The organism is Pseudomonas sp. GW456-L12 (assembly GCF_059424045.1).
Map to the genome: position 1 here is coordinate 302,894 of NZ_JBWKZA010000001.1, position 18,636 is coordinate 321,529.

At 62.1% G+C, this 18,636-nt stretch carries 21 protein-coding genes and 1 tRNA gene; 11 read left to right on the forward strand and 11 right to left on the reverse strand.

The window, feature by feature from the left end:
* Nucleotides 1-244: 244 nt before the first annotated feature.
* From rloA to pabB, 4 genes are all read left to right on the forward strand, one after another.
* Nucleotides 245-787, forward strand: coding sequence for a retropepsin-like aspartic peptidase RloA (gene rloA, locus AC07Y9_RS01555; RefSeq protein ID WP_007930640.1), 543 nt, complete (start codon nucleotides 245-247; stop codon nucleotides 785-787).
* Between the two features lie 5 nt (nucleotides 788-792).
* Nucleotides 793-2,325, forward strand: a complete 1,533-nt coding sequence (rloB, locus tag AC07Y9_RS01560; protein WP_097134335.1) for an osmotic stress tolerance membrane protein RloB — start codon at nucleotides 793-795, stop codon at nucleotides 2,323-2,325.
* Nucleotides 2,325-3,311 carry an alpha-L-glutamate ligase-like protein gene (locus tag AC07Y9_RS01565; protein ID WP_007930638.1) on the forward strand — a complete coding sequence of 329 codons (987 nt, stop codon included), beginning with the start codon at nucleotides 2,325-2,327 and terminating at the stop codon, nucleotides 3,309-3,311. The genes rloB and AC07Y9_RS01565 overlap by 1 nt, the downstream gene beginning before the upstream one ends.
* A gap of 243 nt (nucleotides 3,312-3,554) precedes the next feature.
* Complete coding sequence (gene pabB / locus AC07Y9_RS01570) at nucleotides 3,555-4,898, forward strand: aminodeoxychorismate synthase component I (protein WP_102678788.1); 1,344 nt, start codon at nucleotides 3,555-3,557, stop codon at nucleotides 4,896-4,898.
* A 119-nt stretch (nucleotides 4,899-5,017) separates the two neighbouring features.
* Here the strand turns inward: pabB and thrH are convergent, their stop codons facing one another.
* Nucleotides 5,018-5,635 (reverse strand): bifunctional phosphoserine phosphatase/homoserine phosphotransferase ThrH, encoded by a 618-nt coding sequence (gene thrH / locus AC07Y9_RS01575; RefSeq protein WP_009047891.1) that lies wholly within the window; start codon nucleotides 5,633-5,635, stop codon nucleotides 5,018-5,020.
* A 169-nt stretch (nucleotides 5,636-5,804) separates the two neighbouring features.
* Here thrH and AC07Y9_RS01580 point away from each other — a divergent pair, with 169 nt between their 5' ends.
* The 3 genes from AC07Y9_RS01580 to AC07Y9_RS01590 all read left to right on the forward strand — a co-directional run bounded on the left by AC07Y9_RS01580 (nucleotide 5,805) and on the right by AC07Y9_RS01590 (nucleotide 9,420).
* Nucleotides 5,805-6,539 (forward strand): phosphoadenylyl-sulfate reductase, encoded by a 735-nt coding sequence (locus AC07Y9_RS01580; RefSeq protein WP_007930635.1) that lies wholly within the window; start codon nucleotides 5,805-5,807, stop codon nucleotides 6,537-6,539.
* 549 nt (nucleotides 6,540-7,088) lie between these two features.
* Nucleotides 7,089-8,636 (forward strand): NCS1 family nucleobase:cation symporter-1, encoded by a 1,548-nt coding sequence (locus AC07Y9_RS01585; RefSeq protein ID WP_009042905.1) that lies wholly within the window; start codon nucleotides 7,089-7,091, stop codon nucleotides 8,634-8,636.
* Nucleotides 8,637-8,691: 55 nt separating this feature from the next.
* Complete coding sequence (locus tag AC07Y9_RS01590; protein WP_009042904.1) at nucleotides 8,692-9,420, forward strand: aspartate/glutamate racemase family protein; 729 nt, start codon at nucleotides 8,692-8,694, stop codon at nucleotides 9,418-9,420.
* Nucleotides 9,421-9,477: 57 nt separating this feature from the next.
* Here AC07Y9_RS01590 and AC07Y9_RS01595 read toward each other — a convergent pair whose 3' ends face one another.
* Nucleotides 9,478-10,401 carry a LysR family transcriptional regulator gene (locus AC07Y9_RS01595; RefSeq protein WP_102678787.1) on the reverse strand — a complete coding sequence of 308 codons (924 nt, stop codon included), beginning with the start codon at nucleotides 10,399-10,401 and terminating at the stop codon, nucleotides 9,478-9,480.
* Between the two features lie 127 nt (nucleotides 10,402-10,528).
* Between AC07Y9_RS01595 and AC07Y9_RS01600 the strand changes: the two genes are divergently transcribed.
* On the forward strand, nucleotides 10,529-11,275 hold the full coding sequence (locus AC07Y9_RS01600) for a 3-oxoacyl-ACP reductase family protein (RefSeq protein ID WP_009042902.1): 747 nt from the start codon (nucleotides 10,529-10,531) through the stop codon (nucleotides 11,273-11,275).
* A gap of 158 nt (nucleotides 11,276-11,433) precedes the next feature.
* Here the strand turns inward: AC07Y9_RS01600 and AC07Y9_RS01605 are convergent, their stop codons facing one another.
* From AC07Y9_RS01605 to AC07Y9_RS01645, 9 genes are all read right to left on the reverse strand, one after another.
* The gene (locus AC07Y9_RS01605; protein WP_062823147.1) at nucleotides 11,434-12,129 is read right to left on the reverse strand and encodes an HAD-IA family hydrolase; all 696 of its coding nucleotides are present in this window, start codon (nucleotides 12,127-12,129) and stop codon (nucleotides 11,434-11,436) included.
* Between the two features lie 190 nt (nucleotides 12,130-12,319).
* Complete coding sequence (locus AC07Y9_RS01610; protein ID WP_256581614.1) at nucleotides 12,320-12,496, reverse strand: hypothetical protein; 177 nt, start codon at nucleotides 12,494-12,496, stop codon at nucleotides 12,320-12,322.
* Nucleotides 12,497-12,678: 182 nt separating this feature from the next.
* Nucleotides 12,679-12,867, reverse strand: a complete 189-nt coding sequence (locus AC07Y9_RS01615) for a hypothetical protein (RefSeq protein WP_007923002.1) — start codon at nucleotides 12,865-12,867, stop codon at nucleotides 12,679-12,681.
* 42 nt (nucleotides 12,868-12,909) lie between these two features.
* Nucleotides 12,910-13,068, reverse strand: a complete 159-nt coding sequence (locus AC07Y9_RS01620; RefSeq protein ID WP_009042898.1) for a hypothetical protein — start codon at nucleotides 13,066-13,068, stop codon at nucleotides 12,910-12,912.
* Nucleotides 13,069-13,184: 116 nt separating this feature from the next.
* Complete coding sequence (locus AC07Y9_RS01625; RefSeq protein ID WP_102678389.1) at nucleotides 13,185-13,592, reverse strand: hypothetical protein; 408 nt, start codon at nucleotides 13,590-13,592, stop codon at nucleotides 13,185-13,187.
* A gap of 351 nt (nucleotides 13,593-13,943) precedes the next feature.
* Complete coding sequence (locus AC07Y9_RS01630) at nucleotides 13,944-14,132, reverse strand: hypothetical protein (protein ID WP_007922997.1); 189 nt, start codon at nucleotides 14,130-14,132, stop codon at nucleotides 13,944-13,946.
* A 226-nt stretch (nucleotides 14,133-14,358) separates the two neighbouring features.
* Nucleotides 14,359-14,730, reverse strand: coding sequence for a cupin domain-containing protein (locus tag AC07Y9_RS01635; RefSeq protein WP_007922994.1), 372 nt, complete (start codon nucleotides 14,728-14,730; stop codon nucleotides 14,359-14,361).
* Nucleotides 14,731-14,868: 138 nt separating this feature from the next.
* On the reverse strand, nucleotides 14,869-15,153 hold the full coding sequence (locus AC07Y9_RS01640; protein ID WP_009042896.1) for a hypothetical protein: 285 nt from the start codon (nucleotides 15,151-15,153) through the stop codon (nucleotides 14,869-14,871).
* A gap of 323 nt (nucleotides 15,154-15,476) precedes the next feature.
* Nucleotides 15,477-15,566 (reverse strand) — tRNA-Ser (locus AC07Y9_RS01645).
* A 318-nt stretch (nucleotides 15,567-15,884) separates the two neighbouring features.
* Between AC07Y9_RS01645 and AC07Y9_RS01650 the strand changes: the two genes are divergently transcribed.
* From AC07Y9_RS01650 to AC07Y9_RS01660, 3 genes are all read left to right on the forward strand, one after another.
* Nucleotides 15,885-16,574 carry a crotonase/enoyl-CoA hydratase family protein gene (locus tag AC07Y9_RS01650; RefSeq protein ID WP_009042893.1) on the forward strand — a complete coding sequence of 230 codons (690 nt, stop codon included), beginning with the start codon at nucleotides 15,885-15,887 and terminating at the stop codon, nucleotides 16,572-16,574.
* A gap of 213 nt (nucleotides 16,575-16,787) precedes the next feature.
* On the forward strand, nucleotides 16,788-17,510 hold the full coding sequence (locus AC07Y9_RS01655; protein ID WP_007928160.1) for a lysophospholipid acyltransferase family protein: 723 nt from the start codon (nucleotides 16,788-16,790) through the stop codon (nucleotides 17,508-17,510).
* A 131-nt stretch (nucleotides 17,511-17,641) separates the two neighbouring features.
* The gene (locus AC07Y9_RS01660) at nucleotides 17,642-18,613 is read left to right on the forward strand and encodes a magnesium and cobalt transport protein CorA (RefSeq protein WP_101337248.1); all 972 of its coding nucleotides are present in this window, start codon (nucleotides 17,642-17,644) and stop codon (nucleotides 18,611-18,613) included.
* Nucleotides 18,614-18,636: the final 23 nt, after the last annotated feature.

Below are 18,636 nucleotides of genomic sequence, written 5' to 3' on the forward strand. Positions count from 1 at the left end.
CGACAAAAACTAGCCAATACAACTCATGCAGTCAAAGGAAAAATAGATATTGTCGACAATCGTCTAATAACCCTTTGCACCAAACCGGCACAAAAGCCCCCGCCCCGCCGCTGGCGCCATAAAACCAGCATGCTAGAATGCCGCCCGCATTTGCCTGTCACATTAATAAGGCAGCACACGAGGGAGCTTGCGCAGCAATGCCAGTCGCCTTGAACTGAAGAACCCATGCAACGCACCAGGATCTATGAGACTCAAGGCCTTCTCCATACTGTTCTGCCTGCTCGGCCTGCCGGGCCTGAGTGCCGCCGCCGGCAAGACCGTTTACGGTCTGAATGAATACGCCAGACTGTCCGGGATCGACCTGGAAGTCGCCGCCAAGCTCGACACCGGCGCCAAGACCGCCTCTCTCAGCGCCCGCGATATCAAGCGCTTCAAGCGCAATGGCGAGTCCTGGGTACGCTTTTACCTGGCCATCGACGCCGCCCATTCCCACCCCATCGAACGTCCGCTGGCCCGCGTCAGCAAGATCAAGCGCCGCGCCGGCGACTACGACCCCGATGAGGAAAACAACAAGAAGTACACCGCGCGCCCGGTCATCGAACTGGATATCTGCATGGGCGGAGCCCTGCGCAGCATAGAAGTGAACTTGACCGACCGCAGTGCATTCCAATACCCGCTCTTGATCGGTTCCGAAGCGCTCAAGCGCTTCGATGCACTGGTCGACCCCAGTCTTAAATACGCTGCTGGCAAACCTGCCTGCGCCACCGACGCTCATACCGCAGAGTAATTCCAATGCGCTCTCTTACCCTCCATCTGAAAATCCTGATCGCCATCCTGGTGGTGCTGGGCATTTCGATCACGGCCTATCAGATTTTCGTGCTCGGCATCCCGGTGACCGAAGACGCCACCGACGACCTGTGGAATATCGACGCCAAGGTCGAGTTCGTCGCCAACGCCAAGGACCCGATCAAGATCCAGATGTTCGTGCCGCCGCTGAGCCGCGACTATGTCAGCCTGAACGAGAGCTTCATCTCCAATAATTACGGGGTGGCGGTGAACCGCGTCGACGGCAACCGCAAGGTGACTTGGTCGGCCCGCCGCGCCAAGGGCAACCAGACCCTCTACTACCGCCTGGTGCTGACCAAGCGCTACACCGCGGAAAAAGCCAAGATCAAGGGCCCGACCTTCCGCGACAGCATCGCCGTCGAAGGCCCGGAAAAGATCGCCGCCGAAGCCCTGCTCGCGCCGATCCGCCAGCACTCGGCCGACGTCGAGACCTTCATCAGCGAAGCCATCAAGCGGGTCAACAACAGCAGCGACGACAACGCCAAGATGCTCCTGGCGGGCGATCCGTCGCCGGCGAACAAAGCCAAGATCGTCGACCTGCTGCTGTCCATCGCCCACGTGCCGATGGAAAAGGTCCACACCATTCGCCTGGTGGCCGACCAGCCGCAGGCCCCGGAACTGTGGCTGCGCAGTTTCAACGGTACCGACTGGCTGTACTTCAACCCGGAAACCGGCGAACAGGGCCTGCCCAGCGACCGCCTGCTGTGGTGGATCGGTGACGACAACCTGATCACCGTCGATGGCGGCAAGAAAGCCACCGTCACCTTCAGCCTGAACAACAGCGAAATGAACGCCATTCGCCTGGCCAAGCTGACCGACGAGAACACCGACGCCAACTTCCTCGAATACTCGCTGTACGGTCTGCCGCTGCAGACCCAGCAGACCTTCATGATCATGGTGATGATCCCGATCGGCGTGCTGGTGATCCTGGTACTGCGCAACCTGATCGGCCTGCAGACCCTGGGTACCTTCACCCCGGTGCTGATCGCCCTGGCCTTCCGCGAAACCCAGCTGGGCTTCGGTATCGTGCTGTTCACGGTGATCACCGCGCTCGGGCTGTCGCTCAGGTCCTACCTGGAACACCTGAAGCTGCAGATGCTGCCGCGGCTGTCGGTGGTGCTGACCTTCGTCGTGGTGTTGATCGCCGCCATCAGCCTGTTCAGCCACAAGCTCGGCCTGGAACGCGGCCTGTCGGTGGCCCTGTTCCCGATGGTGATCCTGACCATGACCATCGAACGCCTGTCGATCACCTGGGAAGAACGTGGCGCCGGCCATGCGATGAAAGTCGCCATCGGCACGCTGTTCGCCGCCTCCCTGGCACACCTGATCATGAGCGTGCCGGAGCTGGTCTACTTCGTCTTCACCTTCCCGGCGATGCTGCTGATCCTGGTGGGCTTCATGCTGGCGATGGGTCGCTACCGCGGCTACCGCCTGACCGAGCTGATCCGTTTCAAAGCCTTCGTCAAGGCTGATTCGTAATGTTCGGCCTGTGGAAGACCTGGAAGGCCCTGGAAGCCCGGGGCATCATGGGGATCAATCGGCGTAACGCGGACTACGTGCTCAAGTACAACAAGCGCAGCCTGTACCCGATCGTCGACGACAAGATCATCACCAAGGAGCGCGCGATCAAGGCCGGCATCCATGTGCCGGAACTGTACGGCGTGATCTCCACCGAGAAGGAAATCGACAAGCTCGACGAGATCATCGGCGGGCGCAACGACTTCGTGATCAAGCCGGCGCAAGGCGCCGGCGGCGACGGCATCATCGTGATTGCCGACCGTTTCGAGGGTCGCTACCGCACGGTGTCCGGCAAGATCATCAGTCATGAAGAAATCGAGCACCACATCTCCAGCATCCTCACCGGCCTCTATTCCCTGGGCGGCCACCGTGACCGGGCGCTGATCGAATACCGGGTGACCCCGGACCAGATCTTCAAGAGCATCAGCTACGAAGGCGTGCCGGACATCCGCATCATCGTGCTCATGGGCTACCCGGTGATGGCCATGCTGCGCCTGCCGACCCGCCAGTCCGGCGGCAAGGCCAACCTGCACCAGGGCGCCATCGGCGTCGGTGTCGACCTGGCTACCGGCCTGACCCTGCGCGGCACCTGGCTGAACAACATCATCGCCAAGCACCCGGACACCACCAATGCGGTGGACGGCGTGCAACTGCCCTACTGGGACGGCTTCATGAAGCTGGCGGCCGGCTGTTACGAGCTGTGCGGCCTGGGCTACATCGGGGTCGACATGGTGCTGGACCAGGAAAAGGGCCCGTTGATCCTCGAGCTCAACGCCCGCCCCGGCCTGAACATCCAGATCGCCAACGACTGCGGCCTGACCCAGCGCACCCACGCGGTCGAAGCGCACCTGGCAGAACTGAAAGCCCGCGGCATCAGCGAAACCGTCGAGCAGCGCGTGCAGTTTGCCCAGGACCTGTTCGGCCATATCCCGGCGGTGGAAGGCTAGACCACAGCAACGGAAAACCCTGTAGCCGCTGCCGCAGGCTGCGCCCGACCGCGAAGCGGGCGCCGCTTTCGACATCGCCGAGGACCTTCGGTCCTTTCGCAGCCTTCGGCAGCGGCTACAGGGTATGCGGCGAGGCGGGCAATGCGTCGTAAACCGGGCAATCGCCGACATCCCCACTAGGAGCAAATCCCTGAGGGGACTACAATCGCCAGCCGCGCTCCTCCGATGGCTGATCCGCCCCGCATGTCGACCTGTTCTGTACACCCGCTGCCCTATCGCACCAACCCCGCCGAGTATTTCGCGGCGATCCGCCATGCTCCTGGTGCCGTCCTGCTCGACAGCGGCCGGCCCAGTGCCGAACGCGGCCGCTATGACCTACTCAGCGCCTGGCCACGGACGCAGTTGGCCGTCCTCAAGGACGAAAGCGGCGAAGATTTCCTGCAACGCCTGCGGCTCAACCTGGACCAATTGGGCCAGGCGGCGATCCCCGCGCCTTACCAGTTGCCTTTCGCCGGCGGACTGATCGGCTACCTGAGCTACGACTTCGGACGCCATCTGGAACGCCTGCCCAGCCAGGCCCTGGATGACCTGCAACTGCCCGATGCGCGCTTCGGCCTCTACGACTGGGCACTGATCAGCGACCATCAGCAGCGCACCAGCCAACTGGTGTTCCACCCCGCGCTTGCCGCCAGCGAACGCCAGCGCCTGATCGCCCTGTTCGGCCAGGCGCCAGTCAGCGCCAACGACAGCTTCAAGCTCAGCGGGCCGATGCTGCCTGACCTCAGCGCCGCGCAGTACCAACAGGCGTTCGAGCGCATCCAGGCGTACATCCAGGCCGGCGACTGCTATCAGGTCAACTTCGCCCAGCGCTTTCGCGCGCCCTGCGCTGGCGATCCGTGGGTTGCCTACTGCGCGCTGCGGGCGGCCTGCCCGACGCCTTTTTCCGGGTTCCAGAGCCTGCCGGAAGGTGGCGCGGTGCTGAGCCTGTCGCCGGAGCGCTTCGTGCGGATCAGTGATCGACAGGTGGAAACCCGGCCGATCAAGGGCACCCGCCCGCGCGGCCAGGATGCCGCCGAAGATGCGGCGAACGCCGCCGAGCTGCTGGCCAGCCCCAAGGACCGCGCGGAAAACCTGATGATCGTCGACCTGCTGCGCAACGACCTGGGCCGCACCTGCCGCATCGGCTCGGTGCGGGTGCCGGAGCTGTTCAGCCTGGAGAGTTACCCCAACGTGCACCACCTGGTGAGCAGCGTCACCGGTGAACTGGCGGACGACAAGGACGCCCTGGACCTGATCGCCGGAAGCTTCCCCGGCGGCTCGATCACCGGCGCGCCGAAGATCCGCGCGATGCAGATCATCGACGAGCTGGAGCCGACCCGGCGCGGGCTGTATTGCGGTTCGCTGCTGTACCTGGACGTGCGTGGCGAGATGGACAGCTCGATCGCCATCCGCAGCCTGCTGGTCAAGGATGGACAAGTCTGCTGCTGGGGCGGTGGCGGGATTGTCGCGGACTCGGACTGGCAGGCCGAGTATCAGGAGTCCATCACCAAGGTGAAGGTCCTGCTGGAGACCTTGCAGAACCTCTGATCATGCCCCTGTAGCCGCTGCCGAAGGCTGCGATAGGGCCGCAGGCCCTTCAGCGTTGGGGAAGACGCCGCGGCCGTACCGGCCGATCGCAGCCTTCGGCAGCGGCTACAGGTACAGCGTTACAAGCTCAATTCGCGATTCGACGCCTTGAGGAACTCCTGCTTCAGCTCGGCAAAGCTGTGCACCGCCGGGAACTGCGGAAACTCGCGAATCACGTTGTCCGGGGCATGGAACAGAATGCCGGCATCGGCCTCGCCGAGCATGCTGGTGTCGTTGTACGAATCCCCCGCCGCGATCACCCGGTAATACAGGCTCTTGAAGGCCAGCACCGACTGGCGCTTGGGGTCTTTCTGGCGCAGCTGGTAACCGGTCACCCGGCCGCTGTCGTCGGTGACCAGGCGGTGGCACAGCAGCGTGGGAAAGCCCAGCTGGCGCATCAGCGGCTGGGAAAACTCATAGAAGGTGTCGGACAGAATCACCACCTGGAAACGCTCGCGCAGCCAGTCGACGAACTCGATGGCGCCGTCCAGCGGCTTGAGGGTGGCGATCACTTCCTGAATGTCCGAGAGCTTCAGGCCGTGCTCGTCGAGAATCCGCAGGCGCTGCTTCATCAGCACGTCGTAATCGGGAATATCCCGGGTGGTCGCCTTGAGGGATTCAATCCCGGTTTTTTCGGCAAAGGCGATCCAGATTTCCGGGACCAGTACACCTTCCAGGTCGAGACAGGCAATTTCCACAAGACACTCCCATTTGTATTGGTTATTCGAGCGAGCAAAAGGACTGCCGAACTCTAGCGATTCGACCTGGCCCACGCAACGCGAGGAGCGCGCCAGCCGGGGGCGGATTTTGTTACCATCGCCAGTATCTAGAGCGCTCAGCGCCACCGACCTGTAGGAAACCGCCCTGATGAGCCCATCGTTCAATGTCGCTGAACTCGCCGCGACCTATGCCCAAAAATCCGCCCAGGACATTCTCAAACTGGCATTCGCCGAGTTCGGCGATGACCTGTGGATCTCTTTCAGTGGTGCCGAGGATGTGGTGCTGGTGGACATGGCCTGGAAGCTGAACAAGAACGTCAAGGTGTTCAGCCTCGACACCGGGCGCCTGCACCCGGAAACCTACCGCTTCATCGAGCAGGTACGCGAGCACTACAAGATCGATATCGAAGTGGTTTCGCCGGACCACGCCAAGCTCGAACCCTTCGTCAAGGAGAAAGGCCTGTTCAGCTTCTACAAGGATGGCCACGGCGAGTGCTGCGGCATCCGCAAGATCGAACCGCTGCGCCGCAAGCTGTCCACCGTCAGCGCCTGGGCCACCGGCCAACGCCGCGACCAGAGCCCGGGTACCCGCAGCCAGGTGGCGGTACTGGAGATCGACAGCGCCTTCTCCACCCCGGAACGCACCCTGTACAAGTTCAACCCGCTGGCGCAGATGACCAGCGAAGAGATCTGGGGGTACATCCGCATGCTCGAGCTGCCGTACAACAGCCTGCACGAACGCGGCTTCATCAGCATCGGCTGCGAGCCTTGCACCCGCCCTGTGCTGCCGAACCAGCATGAGCGCGAAGGCCGCTGGTGGTGGGAAGAAGCCACGCAGAAGGAATGTGGCCTGCACGCCGGCAACATCATCAGCAAGGGCTAAAGCCCCAATTCCTCTTTCTTCTGTTCTGCCGGAGTGAAGCTGGCTCGCGAAGCGGTGTGTCAGATACGCCGTCTCGCGAGCCAGCTTCGCTCCTACAGAAGCCCCTCCTTCCGGTAAAAATCTTGTACACATAAGTGTCACCGCAGGTGCCATTTTTGTGTGCACTTTATGCCTCTACGCCCCAAAAAGTTACACCCTCCTCCCTGGGCCATTCTCCACCCCGCTCACACCCTACCCCCTCGAAAAATAAATACCTGTTCGAACGGTCAATTTATAACTTTGCAATTTCAGTCATTTAGAAATTATTAAGAACAAACAGAAATTATCGGTCGCTTGCTTAGATTGGGATCTGGCACGGAAGTGGCTTAAGTCGCTTAGCATCTTGTATACAACTTAAATAAAAAATACATACACTTTATATCCGCAAGCCGGGTTCCCGAATCCGCCTGCAGATGCCCAGAACCCAGTGATTCCCGGACTGCGCCGAAGACTGCCGAGCCTTGCGCTCAAGCACAGTCAGCGCGGATCCGCGATCAGGAGCCTGCCGGAATGCGTACCAGTCCTTCCAATAACATCGCACTGGATTTGCCCTCTTCCCATACCCACGCCAACCTCGACCCCAGCATCGCCCGCGGCACCGCTTCGCCGGTCGACCTCAGCCCGCGCCTGCACAACCGCGACCTGGCGCCGACCAAGGTCGAAGGCCGGCGCTGGGGTGGCTACAGCATCTTTGCGCTGTGGACCAATGACGTGCACAACATCGCCAATTACTCCTTCGCCATCGGCCTGTACGCCCTGGGCCTGGGCGGCTGGCAGATCCTCCTGTCCCTGGGGATCGGCGCGGCGCTGGTGTACTTCTTCATGAACCTGTCCGGCTACATGGGCCAGAAGACCGGCGTGCCCTTTCCGGTGATCAGCCGTATCAGCTTCGGCATCCATGGCGCGCAGATTCCGGCGCTGATCCGCGCGGTGATCGCCATCGCCTGGTTCGGTATCCAGACCTACCTGGCCTCGGTGGTGTTCCGGGTATTGCTCACGGCCATCCACCCCGGCTTCGCCGACTACGACCACAACTCGATCCTCGGCCTGTCTAGCCTGGGCTGGGTGTGTTTCGTGGCGATCTGGCTGGTGCAGCTGGCGATCCTCGCCTACGGCATGGAAATGGTCCGGCGCTATGAGGCCTTTGCCGGCCCGGTGATCCTGGTGACCGTTGCCGCCCTCGCCGCCTGGATGTACACCCAGGCCAACGCCAGCATCGCCTGGTCGATCCGCGAGCCGTTGAGCGGTGGCGAAATGTGGCGCCAGATCTTCGCCGGCGGCGCGCTGTGGCTGGCGATCTACGGCACGCTGATCCTCAATTTCTGCGACTTCGCCCGCTCTTCGCCCTGCCGCCGGACCATCAAGGTCGGCAACTTCTGGGGCCTGCCGGTGAACATCCTAGTGTTCGCGGCCATCACCGTGTTGCTCTGCGGCGCGCAGTTTCAGATCAACGGCAAGATCATCGAAAGCCCGACCGAAATCATCGCCTCGATCCCCAACACCTTCTTTCTGGTACTCGGTTGCCTGGCATTCCTGATCGTCACCGTGGCGGTGAACATCATGGCCAACTTCGTCGCCCCGGCCTTCGTGCTCAGCAACCTGGCGCCGAAATACCTGACCTTCCGTCGCGCCGGGCTGATCAGCGCGACCCTCGCGGTGCTGATCCTGCCGTGGAACCTCTACAACAGCCCGCTGGTGATCGTGTACTTCCTGTCCGGGCTCGGTGCCCTGCTGGGGCCGCTGTACGGGGTGATCATGGTTGACTACTGGCTGCTGCGCAAAGGTCGGATCAACGTGCCCGAGCTGTACAGCGAGCACCCGCAAGGCGCGTATTTCTACAGCCGCGGGGTCAACCTGCGGGCGGTGGCGGCATTCGTTCCCTCGGCGCTGATCGCCATCGTCCTGGCCCTGGTGCCGGGGTTTGCCAGCGTCTCGCCCTTCTCCTGGCTGATCGGCGCCGGCATTGCCGGCCTGCTGTACCTGATCGTCGCCAAACGCCAGCCCTACTATGCGGATGTCAGCGGCGAATCCATCGCCGTCGATAACGTCAGCCACTAACCTTGAACGGCCCGCCTGCAGCGGGCCCCGAATGCCTCAACGATAAGGACAGCCCATGCGAATTCTCGTGGTCAACGTCAACACCACCGACTCCATCACCCAGGCCATCGCCCGCCAGGCCCAGGCCGTGGCCGCGCCCGGCACCGAAATCATCGGCCTGACCCCACACTTCGGCGCCGACTCCATCGAAGGCAACTTCGAAAGCTACCTGGCCGCCATCGCCGTCATGGACCGCGTGCTGTCCTACGACCAGCCCTACGACGCGGTGATCCAGGCCGGTTATGGCGAGCACGGCCGCGAAGGCCTGCAGGAGCTGCTCAACGTGCCGGTGGTGGACATCACCGACGCCGGCGCCAGCACCGCGATGTTCCTCGGCCACGCCTATTCGGTGGTGACGACCCTGGATCGCACCGTGCCGCTGATCGAGGACCGCCTGAAACTCTCCGGCCTGTACGACCGTTGTGCCTCGGTACGGGCCAGCGGCCTGGCAGTGCTGGAGCTGGAAGAGGACCCGGCGCGTGCCCTGGAAGCCATCGTGCGCCAGGCCGAACTGGCGGTCAGCGAAGACAAGGCCGAGGTGATCTGCCTGGGCTGTGGCGGCATGGCCGGCCTGGACGAGCAGATCCGCCAGCGCACCGGCGTACCGGTGGTGGACGGCGTGACTGCGGCGGTGACCATCGCCGAATCCCTGGTGCGCCTGGGGCTGTCCACCTCCAAGGTACGCACCTACGCCACGCCACGGCCGAAGACCATCATCGGCTGGCCAGGGCGCTTCGGGCGCTGAGCCATCGCCTGTCGCGAGCAAGCCCGCTCCTGCCAGGAAGCGGGTTTGCGCGCCTCTTCAAACCGCGCTGAAACGTCGCTCCAGACCCTGCTCGGCGAACTGCTCGATCACGAAGTCGACGAAGGCCCGGGTCTTGCCCGGCAACAGTTTGTGCTCGGCGTAATAGATCGAGATGTTGCCGTCGTCGACGTACCAGTCCGGCAATACCCGCACCAGGGTGCCGGCGTTCAAGTAACCGACGGCGAACGGCATGCTCACCAGGGCCACCCCCAGGCCCTGGGCGGCAGCGGCGCAGGCCGCTTCCGAATCACTCATGGTCATCCGTGCCTTCAGGCTCAACGGGCTTTGCTGCCGGGTGCGACTGGTCAGGGCCCAGGAGCGCACCCGCCCGGTCTGTGGCGAGCGGATCAGGATGCCTTCGCAATATTGCAAATCCTCGGGCTGCTCGACCGCCGAGCAGCGCGCCAAATAGTCCGGCGAGGCCACCAGGATGCGGTGGGCCGGGGTCAGCCGTCGCGCCACCACCCCTTGGGGCAGCTCAAAGCCGCCGCCGATCGCCGCGTCGAAACCCTGGCCGATCAGGTCCACCTGGCGATTATCGAAATGCCAGTCCGGGCTGATCTCTGGGAAACGCCGCAGGAATTCGCCGAGCATGGGCACGATGTACAGCCGTCCAAACACTGTGCCCATGCTGACTTTCAAAGTACCCGCCGGACGCCCTTCGGCGCTGGCCAGGTTGGCCACGGCGTTCTGGATGGTGTACAGGCTGGCGCTGACCTCGCCAAGAAACAGTTTGCCGGCCTCGGTCAGGGTCAGGCTGCGGGTGCTGCGCTGAAACAGCCGGACCCCGAGCCGAGCCTCGAGCTTGGCCACGCTTTTACCCACCGCGGCGGGGGTCAGGCTCAAGCGTCGCGCGGCTTCGGCAAAGCTGCCGACTTCGGCGCTGCGCACAAAGCATTCGATGCTGCTGAAGGTTTCCATGGCGCCTCACTATAAACTTCTGGTTTATACAGACTAGAGCGATTCCTATCTACACAGCACCTAATCCGAAGTCGATACTCGACTCCAACCACAAGGCAGCCCGCCTTGGACTTTTTTGGAGAACGACATGACCACTCAATCCCTCAGCGGCAAAGTAGCCCTGGTTCAAGGCGGTTCCCGCGGCATCGGCGCGGCCATCGTGCAACGCCTGGCGGCCGAAGGCGCCGCCGTCGCCTTCACCTATGTCAGCTCTACCACCAAGGCCGAAGCCTTGCAGGACAGCATCACCGCCGCTGGCGGCAAGGCCCTGGCGATCCTCGCCGACAGCGCCGATGCCGCGGCCATCCGCCAGGCGGTCGAGAGCACGGTCGAAACCTTTGGTCGCCTGGACATCCTGGTCAACAACGCCGGCGTCCTGGCCATCGGCCCGCTGGAAGACTTCAAGCTGGAAGATTTCGACCGAACCCTGGCCATCAACATCCGCAGTGTGTTCGTCGCCACCCAGGAAGCGGCCCGGCATATGGGCGAAGGCTCGCGCATCATCAACATCGGCAGTACCAACGCCGAGCGCATGCCCTTTGCCGGTGGCGGTACCTATGCCATGAGCAAGTCGGCCCTGGTCGGCCTGACCAAAGGCCTGTCCCGCGACCTCGGCCCACGGGGCATCACCATCAACAATGTGCAGCCCGGCCCAGTCGACACCGACATGAACCCGGCCCACGGCGACTTCGCCGAAAGCCTGATCCCGCTGATGGCCATCGGGCGCTATGGCCACGCGGAAGAAATCGCCAGCTTCGTGGCTTACCTGGCAGGCCCGGAAGCGGGTTACATCACCGGCGCCAGTCTGACGATCGACGGCGGCTTCAGCGCCTGATTCCTGTGCCCATGAAAAACGCCGGGCCACCTCCATCAGGTGGTCCGGCGTTTTTGTAGCCGCTGCCGCAGGCTGCGATCGATTCCACTGGAGGCGCCGCACTTGAGACCGCTGAAGCCCTGGCGGGCTTATCGCGGCCTGCGGCAGCGGCTACAGGTTCAGGACCACGCCAACTGCGGCAAACCACAGGCCGCCGGCTGGAAGCCCTTCAGCGAACGCAGGATGGCATCGGCATGGGCGTACTTGGCGTCCGCCATCGCCGGATCGGGAATGGCGATCGCGGTCATCCCCGCCGCCTTCGCCGCGGTGACACCAAAGGGCGAATCCTCGAACACCAGACAATCCCCGGGCGCGACACCCAGGCGCCGAGCGGCGGTAAGGAAGATGTCCGGCGCCGGCTTGGCCGCGCCCACTTCCGGGTCGTCGGCGGTGACTATGGTGTCGAACAGCGCGAACCAGTCGCCGTGCAAGGTGGTTTTCTGGGCGAAAGACTGGCGCGAAGAACTGGTGCCCACGGCAATCGGCACGTTATTGGCCTTGAGGTGCTGCACCAGCTCCTGCGCGCCCGGCATCGCCAGCGCCCGGGGAAAGCGTTCGCGCATCAGCGGCTCGCGAATCACCAGGAACTCCTCGGGCGTGATCGGCAGATCCAGGGCTTGCACCACGTAGCGGGCCAGGTCCGCGGCGCCACGGCCAATGATGTTCTGCTTGATCGTCCAATCGAAGGTGCGGCCATAACGATCGGCGATGATCTGCGTCACCTCGGTGTAGATGCCTTCGGTGTCCAGCAGCAAACCGTCCATATCGAAAATCACGGCCTTGATCGGGCCCACGTCATTCAACTGTGCATTCATCGCATCTGATCCGTTAACAAAAAACATCCCGGGGAGCGGCTCAGGTACGGCCAGTTTCTTGCCCGATTAAAGGGTTCAGCAGCATAGCCGCGGCAGATGACGGGGAGCAACCGCGGGTCAGCGTGCAGGCAGACAAAAGCCCGGACAGGCCGGGCTCGCTGGTCTCGACATCATGAGTGAACAAAGCACGCTAGCGTCCCGCCCGTCCGCTGCCGCCTCCTGGCCCCCCGGTGCCACCGCCCGCGCTACCGGTTCCACCACCGGCACCGCCGCCGCCCATGATGGAACCATTGACGCCAGTGGAGCCCATGCCGCCGCCCTGGCCGGAAGAGTCGCGCGATTTATCGACCCGTGAACGGCTGTCCATGACACCCACACCATTCCCGCCCAGGGCTCCTGGTCGCAGCATGAGATCGTTGCCGGAACCACCCTCGAACGACCGCAGCGGAGGATTGGCCGGGGCTCGTCCGTCAGCGGACTCTGCCAGGCTGGAGAAACAGAAAATCGACACCAGGGCGACCAACACCAGGCTCAGCAGTTTTGCGCGGCTCACGACGCGCCTCCCGGGGCGGTGCGCCGCTTGCCCCTGGCCGCCTTGCGCTGCGGCTCGGGTCGAGACAGCTCCTGCTCGGCGTTGGCATCCGGGAGGATCTGCTCGGGACTCAGCGCATCCGTGGGGGAAGGCAGCGGATATTCGGGCGTGTCATCCCGGTCGATAGGTTTCGGATCATGCTTCATAGGCACCTCACACCGCTCATGCCGGCGTGCTGGAAGCAGACTTCACGGGCCCTTTTCCTCCGACTCGCCTGCCTCATCGTCATCGCTCAGCGGCACCAGGGCGTCATCCATCAACGAGCCCGGATCTTCATTGCCTGGATCGTTGACCAAGGGCACGCCCGAAGCGTCCTGTTCTTTCTTGCCTAGGGTTTCTGGAATCATGGCAAACCTCGTCGACACAGTGTGTCCATCATTGAATTCGAGGGGCTGGAACGCTATTCGTTCCCATAAAAAAGCCCGGCACGAGGCCGGGCTTTTTTTTGCGCACCGCTGCAGAATCAGTCGTGCTTGTGTTTATTCTTGTGCTTTCTGCTGCCGGAGTGATGGTCATCGTCACCCATGCTGCTGCCCAAAGCGCCACCGGCCGCGCCGCCCAGGCCTGCGCCGATGGTCGAGCCAGTGCTGCCGCCCAGCTTGTTGCCGATCACCGAACCGCCAGCCGAACCCAAGCCGCCACCGATGGCCGCTTCGGTCCGACTGCCCTTACGGGCACCGACCGCACTGCCGGCAGCGCCGCCAAGGCCCGCACCCACCGCGGCGCCCGTGCTGCCGCCAATCTGTTGTCCCACCACATTGCCCAGCGCGCCACCCAAACCGCCGCCGACCGCAGCAGTGCCATCACCGGCGGCCATCGCACCTTGAGCAGCCAGAAGCCCCAAAACCAGAGCAGGCAGTGTTAAACGCATGATGTAAACCTCGAAAAAGATGCTGGAGAGTCATTCTAAAGCGATGCCTGACTAAAGCTGAGCGGCGACAGCAGAACGCTGTGATCCTTTTAGTCACAGTCTTGGACCGTTTTTGCGCAAAGAGTTTTCAGCCAGGCAAAAAAAAGCCCGCTGGGGAGACGGGCTAATAGGATTTGCTTTAACGGATGAGTCGAGCCTACGCAGTCGTTTGTGAATAAAGTGTGAAAACCCCGCTACCCTGTGCAACGGATAAGACGAAAGGTCCAACTTCATTCAAATCAATCGCGGCGGCCCATTGTTCAGGTAACAAAAACCCCGCCCGGAAGCGGGGTCGTTCGGTATGTATGAAGGCTACCTTCTCTTAGGAAGCGCCGCTTTCGGGAAAAACTTTGTCTGGGTCACCCTGGGTAACGCACTGGCCCTGGTCTTGCCTACCGACGCCTTGGCCGGTGGCTCGCTGTCAAACGCTGCCTGACCGCAGCGCACCAGGTTGTTGATTGGGAACTCATCCCCGTTGTCCTCGATATAAGGATCGCTCATCTCCCTGCTCCCTCCAACAACCGGTCGATACCGGCAAGCACCTGACTGCCTAGAAAATATCGACCGTCACGGCTTTTCAGACTAGCCGGTCATTTAAGGACTTGTAGTTCACAAGAGAAAAGACCGACGAATGGCCCAAGCTGGAGTTCTTCGTCCAAGGGTGTGGATCGTCGCTGAAAAAGGAACTGATGGCTTGCATCAGCTCCTTTTTCCGGGTGTATTTCGCCTAGACCTTACGAGCGTAGTTGCTGGCCCCGAACCAGTCGACCACCACCACGGTTTCATCCCCCACCACCCAGGCGTCGTGACCTTTAGGCAGGGAGGTGATATCACCCGGCCCGGCGATGATTTCGGTGCCGTCATCCATCAGGATCGCCAGCCTGCCGGCCACGTGATACTGAAAGTGCGGTGCCTGGCAACTCGGTGTCTGCGCCAGCGGTTTAATGTCGTTCGACCAGCGCCAGCCCGGCTTGAAAGTGAAGCGCCCCACTTCACACTGACCGATCTTCAGGATCTCTGCCTTGCCATTGGAAAACTCGCGGGTCTCATCCGGTTCGGAGAAGGATTTATGCTCGGTGACCTGTTCGTGCGTGGACATGATGGTGTCCTCGATTGAGTAGCTGCAAAGCCTGCCGACGCCGGCAACATCACCCCACGCCCGCAGACAACCAGCATCGCCCCACTCGATGCGCCTGACCATTCTAGACCTGAAAGCGTGGGGTGCCCGGGACAAACGCTAAACGTACGGCTGCCCATCAAAGCCCCGAGGCAGGCGCTGCAATCCGGCCATGGCCGTCAGCCGTTGGGTCCAGGCTGCACGCCAGTCGCTTGCCGCGTGCTCTGCCTTGGCTTTGCGCGCCGCTCGACGTGCAGCATTGCGCTGATTCTTACGGGCTTCCTTGAACACCTCGGTATTGCGGCAACTGCGGCATTTGACCCGCGCCGGCTCGGTGCTGGATATGAGATTGGAACCCTTGTGGCCGCAGGCCAGATGCCCGGCGACCTTGAAGTGAATGACCATTGTGCGTCTCCTCGTAGCCATTACGGAGCACAGAAAACCGCACGCTGATGCCCGCCTGATATCGGCGGAAAACCTCACCCTCAAGGTGACTTGACCGCCAGGCTTCGCAGGGGTAACAAAGCCAAAGACCACTCAAGTATCCAGCGTGATCGATACCTTGCTGGAGCAACCTTGGCTGTTGCGAACTCGTAATGGTTTTGACCATCGCGGGGAAACGGCGTTCAGCAAAGAAGCCGCTCGCCCACTGCCGCGATTAAGCAGCCCCAGAAAGCACAAAACCCCTGGTTTCTCGAGGAAACCAGGGGTTTTGCGTAGATCGAATATGGCGGTTGAGGAGGGATTCGAACCCTCGATACAGTTTCCTGTATACACACTTTCCAGGCGTGCTCCTTAAGCCACTCGGACACCCAACCGTGTCTCGTCAAACCGATTCAGTCTGTCGAGGCGCGCTAATGTAGTCGAAAGCTTTTCTGATGGCAAAGGTTTTTTTGAGAATTTTCATGCGCTTAAGACATTTCTTCGGATTGCGGCACTGCGCTGGCATCAGCGCCATGGCAAACCGGCCAATCTCTGGCCTGGCTGGCAGCTATATAAGAGGGCCGATCCGCGCCCCAGGTGGCCGGCTACGCTTGTCAGGCCAGAAAGGGCTGACTCACCAGTCAGTCACAGCGCTTTACCTGACCTGTGACCGTGAGTAACGTCTGCCCCACTTCAATACAAGGAATTGCGTCATGAGTGAGTTGATTTCTTACCACCTCGAAGACGGTATCGCGACCCTGACCTTGAGTAATGGCAAGGTCAATGCCATTTCCCCGGATGTGATTGCCGCCTTCAATGCCGCGCTGGACCAGGCCGTCACCGATCGCGCGGTGGTGATCATCACCGGGCAGCCCGGCATTCTGTCGGGTGGCTACGACCTGAAAGTGATGACCGCCGGCCCTAAAGAAGCCGTGAGCCTGGTGACCTCGGGGTCGACCCTGGCCCGTCGCCTGCTGTCGCACCCCTTCCCCGTCATTGTCGCCTGCCCTGGGCACGCCGTGGCCAAGGGCGCGTTCCTGCTGCTGTCCGCGGATTACCGTATCGGCGTCGAAGGCCCGTTCAGCATCGGCCTGAACGAAGTGCAGATCGGTATGACCATGCACCACGCCGGCATCGAGCTGGCCCGTGACCGCCTGCGCAAATCCGCGCTGCACCGCTCGGTGATCAATGGCGAGATGTTCGACCCGCAAGGCGCGGTGGATGCCGGCTTCCTCGATAAGGTGGTGAGCGTCGAGGAGCTGCAAGGCGCCGCCCTGGCCGCCGCGCGTCAACTGAAGAAGATCAACATGACCGCCCACAAGAACACCAAGCTGAAAGTGCGCAAGGCGCTGCTGGAAACCCTGGACAACGCGATCATCCTCGATCAGGAACACCTGGGCTAAAACCTGGGCCCACCGCCCACAGCCCGACCCGCGCGTCGGGCTTTTTTATGCCCGCACCACGAGAAAGACTGCGCGATGCTCTAGTTCGCCACTGAGCAAAGAGTCGGAAACATGCGCTTAAACATCGGCCATCTTCCCCTTCTATACAGGTAATTGCCGAAAACAGTGCACATCCGTACACTGCGCCACCTTTTGTCCCCGGTGGGCCTGTAGATGCTGTATCTGTTTCGTATGTTATTGATGGGCCTGCATTTTGTTGCAGCGGGAATTCTCGGCGTGGTGCTGGGGCTGTGCCGCCCGTTCAACCCGGATAACAGCCGCCTGTGCGCGCGCCTGTATGCCTTGCCGGCCATGTGCATCCTGCGCCTGCGGGTCAAGGCCGAAGTCGGGCCGCTGATGGACAAGCCCAAGAGCTGCGTGATCATCGCCAACCACCAGTCCAACTACGACCTGTTCGTGTTCGGCAACGTGGTGCCCCGGCGCACCGTGTGCATCGGTAAAAAGAGCCTGAAATGGGTGCCGCTGTTCGGCCAGTTGTTCTGGCTGGCGGGCAATGTGTTGATCGACCGTGGCAACGCGCACAAGGCGCGCCGCTCGATGTTGACCACCACCCACACCCTGCAACACAAGGACACCTCGATCTGGGTGTTCCCGGAAGGCACCCGCAACCTCGGCGAGGACCTGCTGCCGTTCAAGAAAGGCGCCTTCCAGATGGCCATCGCCGCCGGCGTGCCGATCGTCCCGGTGTGCGCCAGCAGCTACATCCGCCACATGCGCCTCAACCGCTGGCGCAGCGGCAGGATCCTGATCCGCTCGCTGCCGGCGATCCCCACCGCCGGGCTGAGCCTGGACGACATGCCGAGGCTGATCGAGCAATGCCGCGAACAGATGCGCGAGTGCATCGAGTCGATGGACCGCCAGCTACAGACCGCCTGAAAACAGCCCGCCGCATGCGGGCTTTTTTATTGCCGGCGAACTCCGCCCAGCAGGCTGACTCTGATCAGTCATGGGGCTAAGCTGCACGGAGTCTCACTCCTCATTTCGATAAGAAGAAGCGAACAGGAACCATGGGTAGAGTTGTTGCCGCCGCAGTCTACAGCGCGGGTAAAAAAGTCACTGACATCACCCTCGACGAAGGGGCGGCCTGGGCTGCCAAACCCGGGCACTTCGTCTGGATCGGCCTCGAAGAACCCAACGCCCAGGAACTGGCCAATCTGCAGCGCCAGTTCAACCTGCACGAACTGGCCATCGAGGACGCCCTGGAAAAACACAGCCGGCCGAAACTCGAAACCTTCGGCGACGCGCTGTTTATCGTCACCTACTCCCCGGTACGCGAAGCCGGCAAGCTGGAGTTCATCGAAACCCATATCTTTGCCGGCAATGGCTACATCATCACTGCCCGCAATGGCCACTCCAAATCCTATGGGTTCGTGCGTCAGCGCTGCGAGGCACGACCGCTGCTGCTGGAGCACGGCGAAGACTTCGTGCTCTACGCGCTACTGGATTTCGTCACCGAGAACTACCAGCCGGTCAGCGAAGCGATCCATGCCGAGATCGACGAACTGGAGCACAGCGTGCTGTGCAGTTCGCTCAACGAGGGGGATATCCAGCACCTCCACAGCCTGCGTCGCGATGTGCTGCGCCTGCGCCGCTATGTAGCGCCCATGGTGGAGATCAGCGAAGAGCTGCAGAAGCTCAGCTTCCCCTTTATCGACAAGAACATGCGCCCGTACTTTCGCGATGTGCAGATCCACGTCACCCGGCAGATGGAAGACCTGGCGACCTTGCGCGACATCGCCAGCCAGACCATCGAGATCGGCGTGCTGCTGGAGGCCTCGCGACAAAGCGTCGTGCAACGCAAGTTCGCCGCCTGGGCGGCAATCCTGGCGTTCCCGACCGCGGTGGCGGGAATCTACGGAATGAACTTCGACAACATGCCCGAGCTGAAGATGCACTACGGCTACTTCGGTGTGCTGGCGTTTCTGGTGCTGGGCTGTACGGGGTTGTGGGCGAGCTTCAAGCGCTCGGGGTGGCTCTGACAGCAGAGCCGGGCCGGACGCTC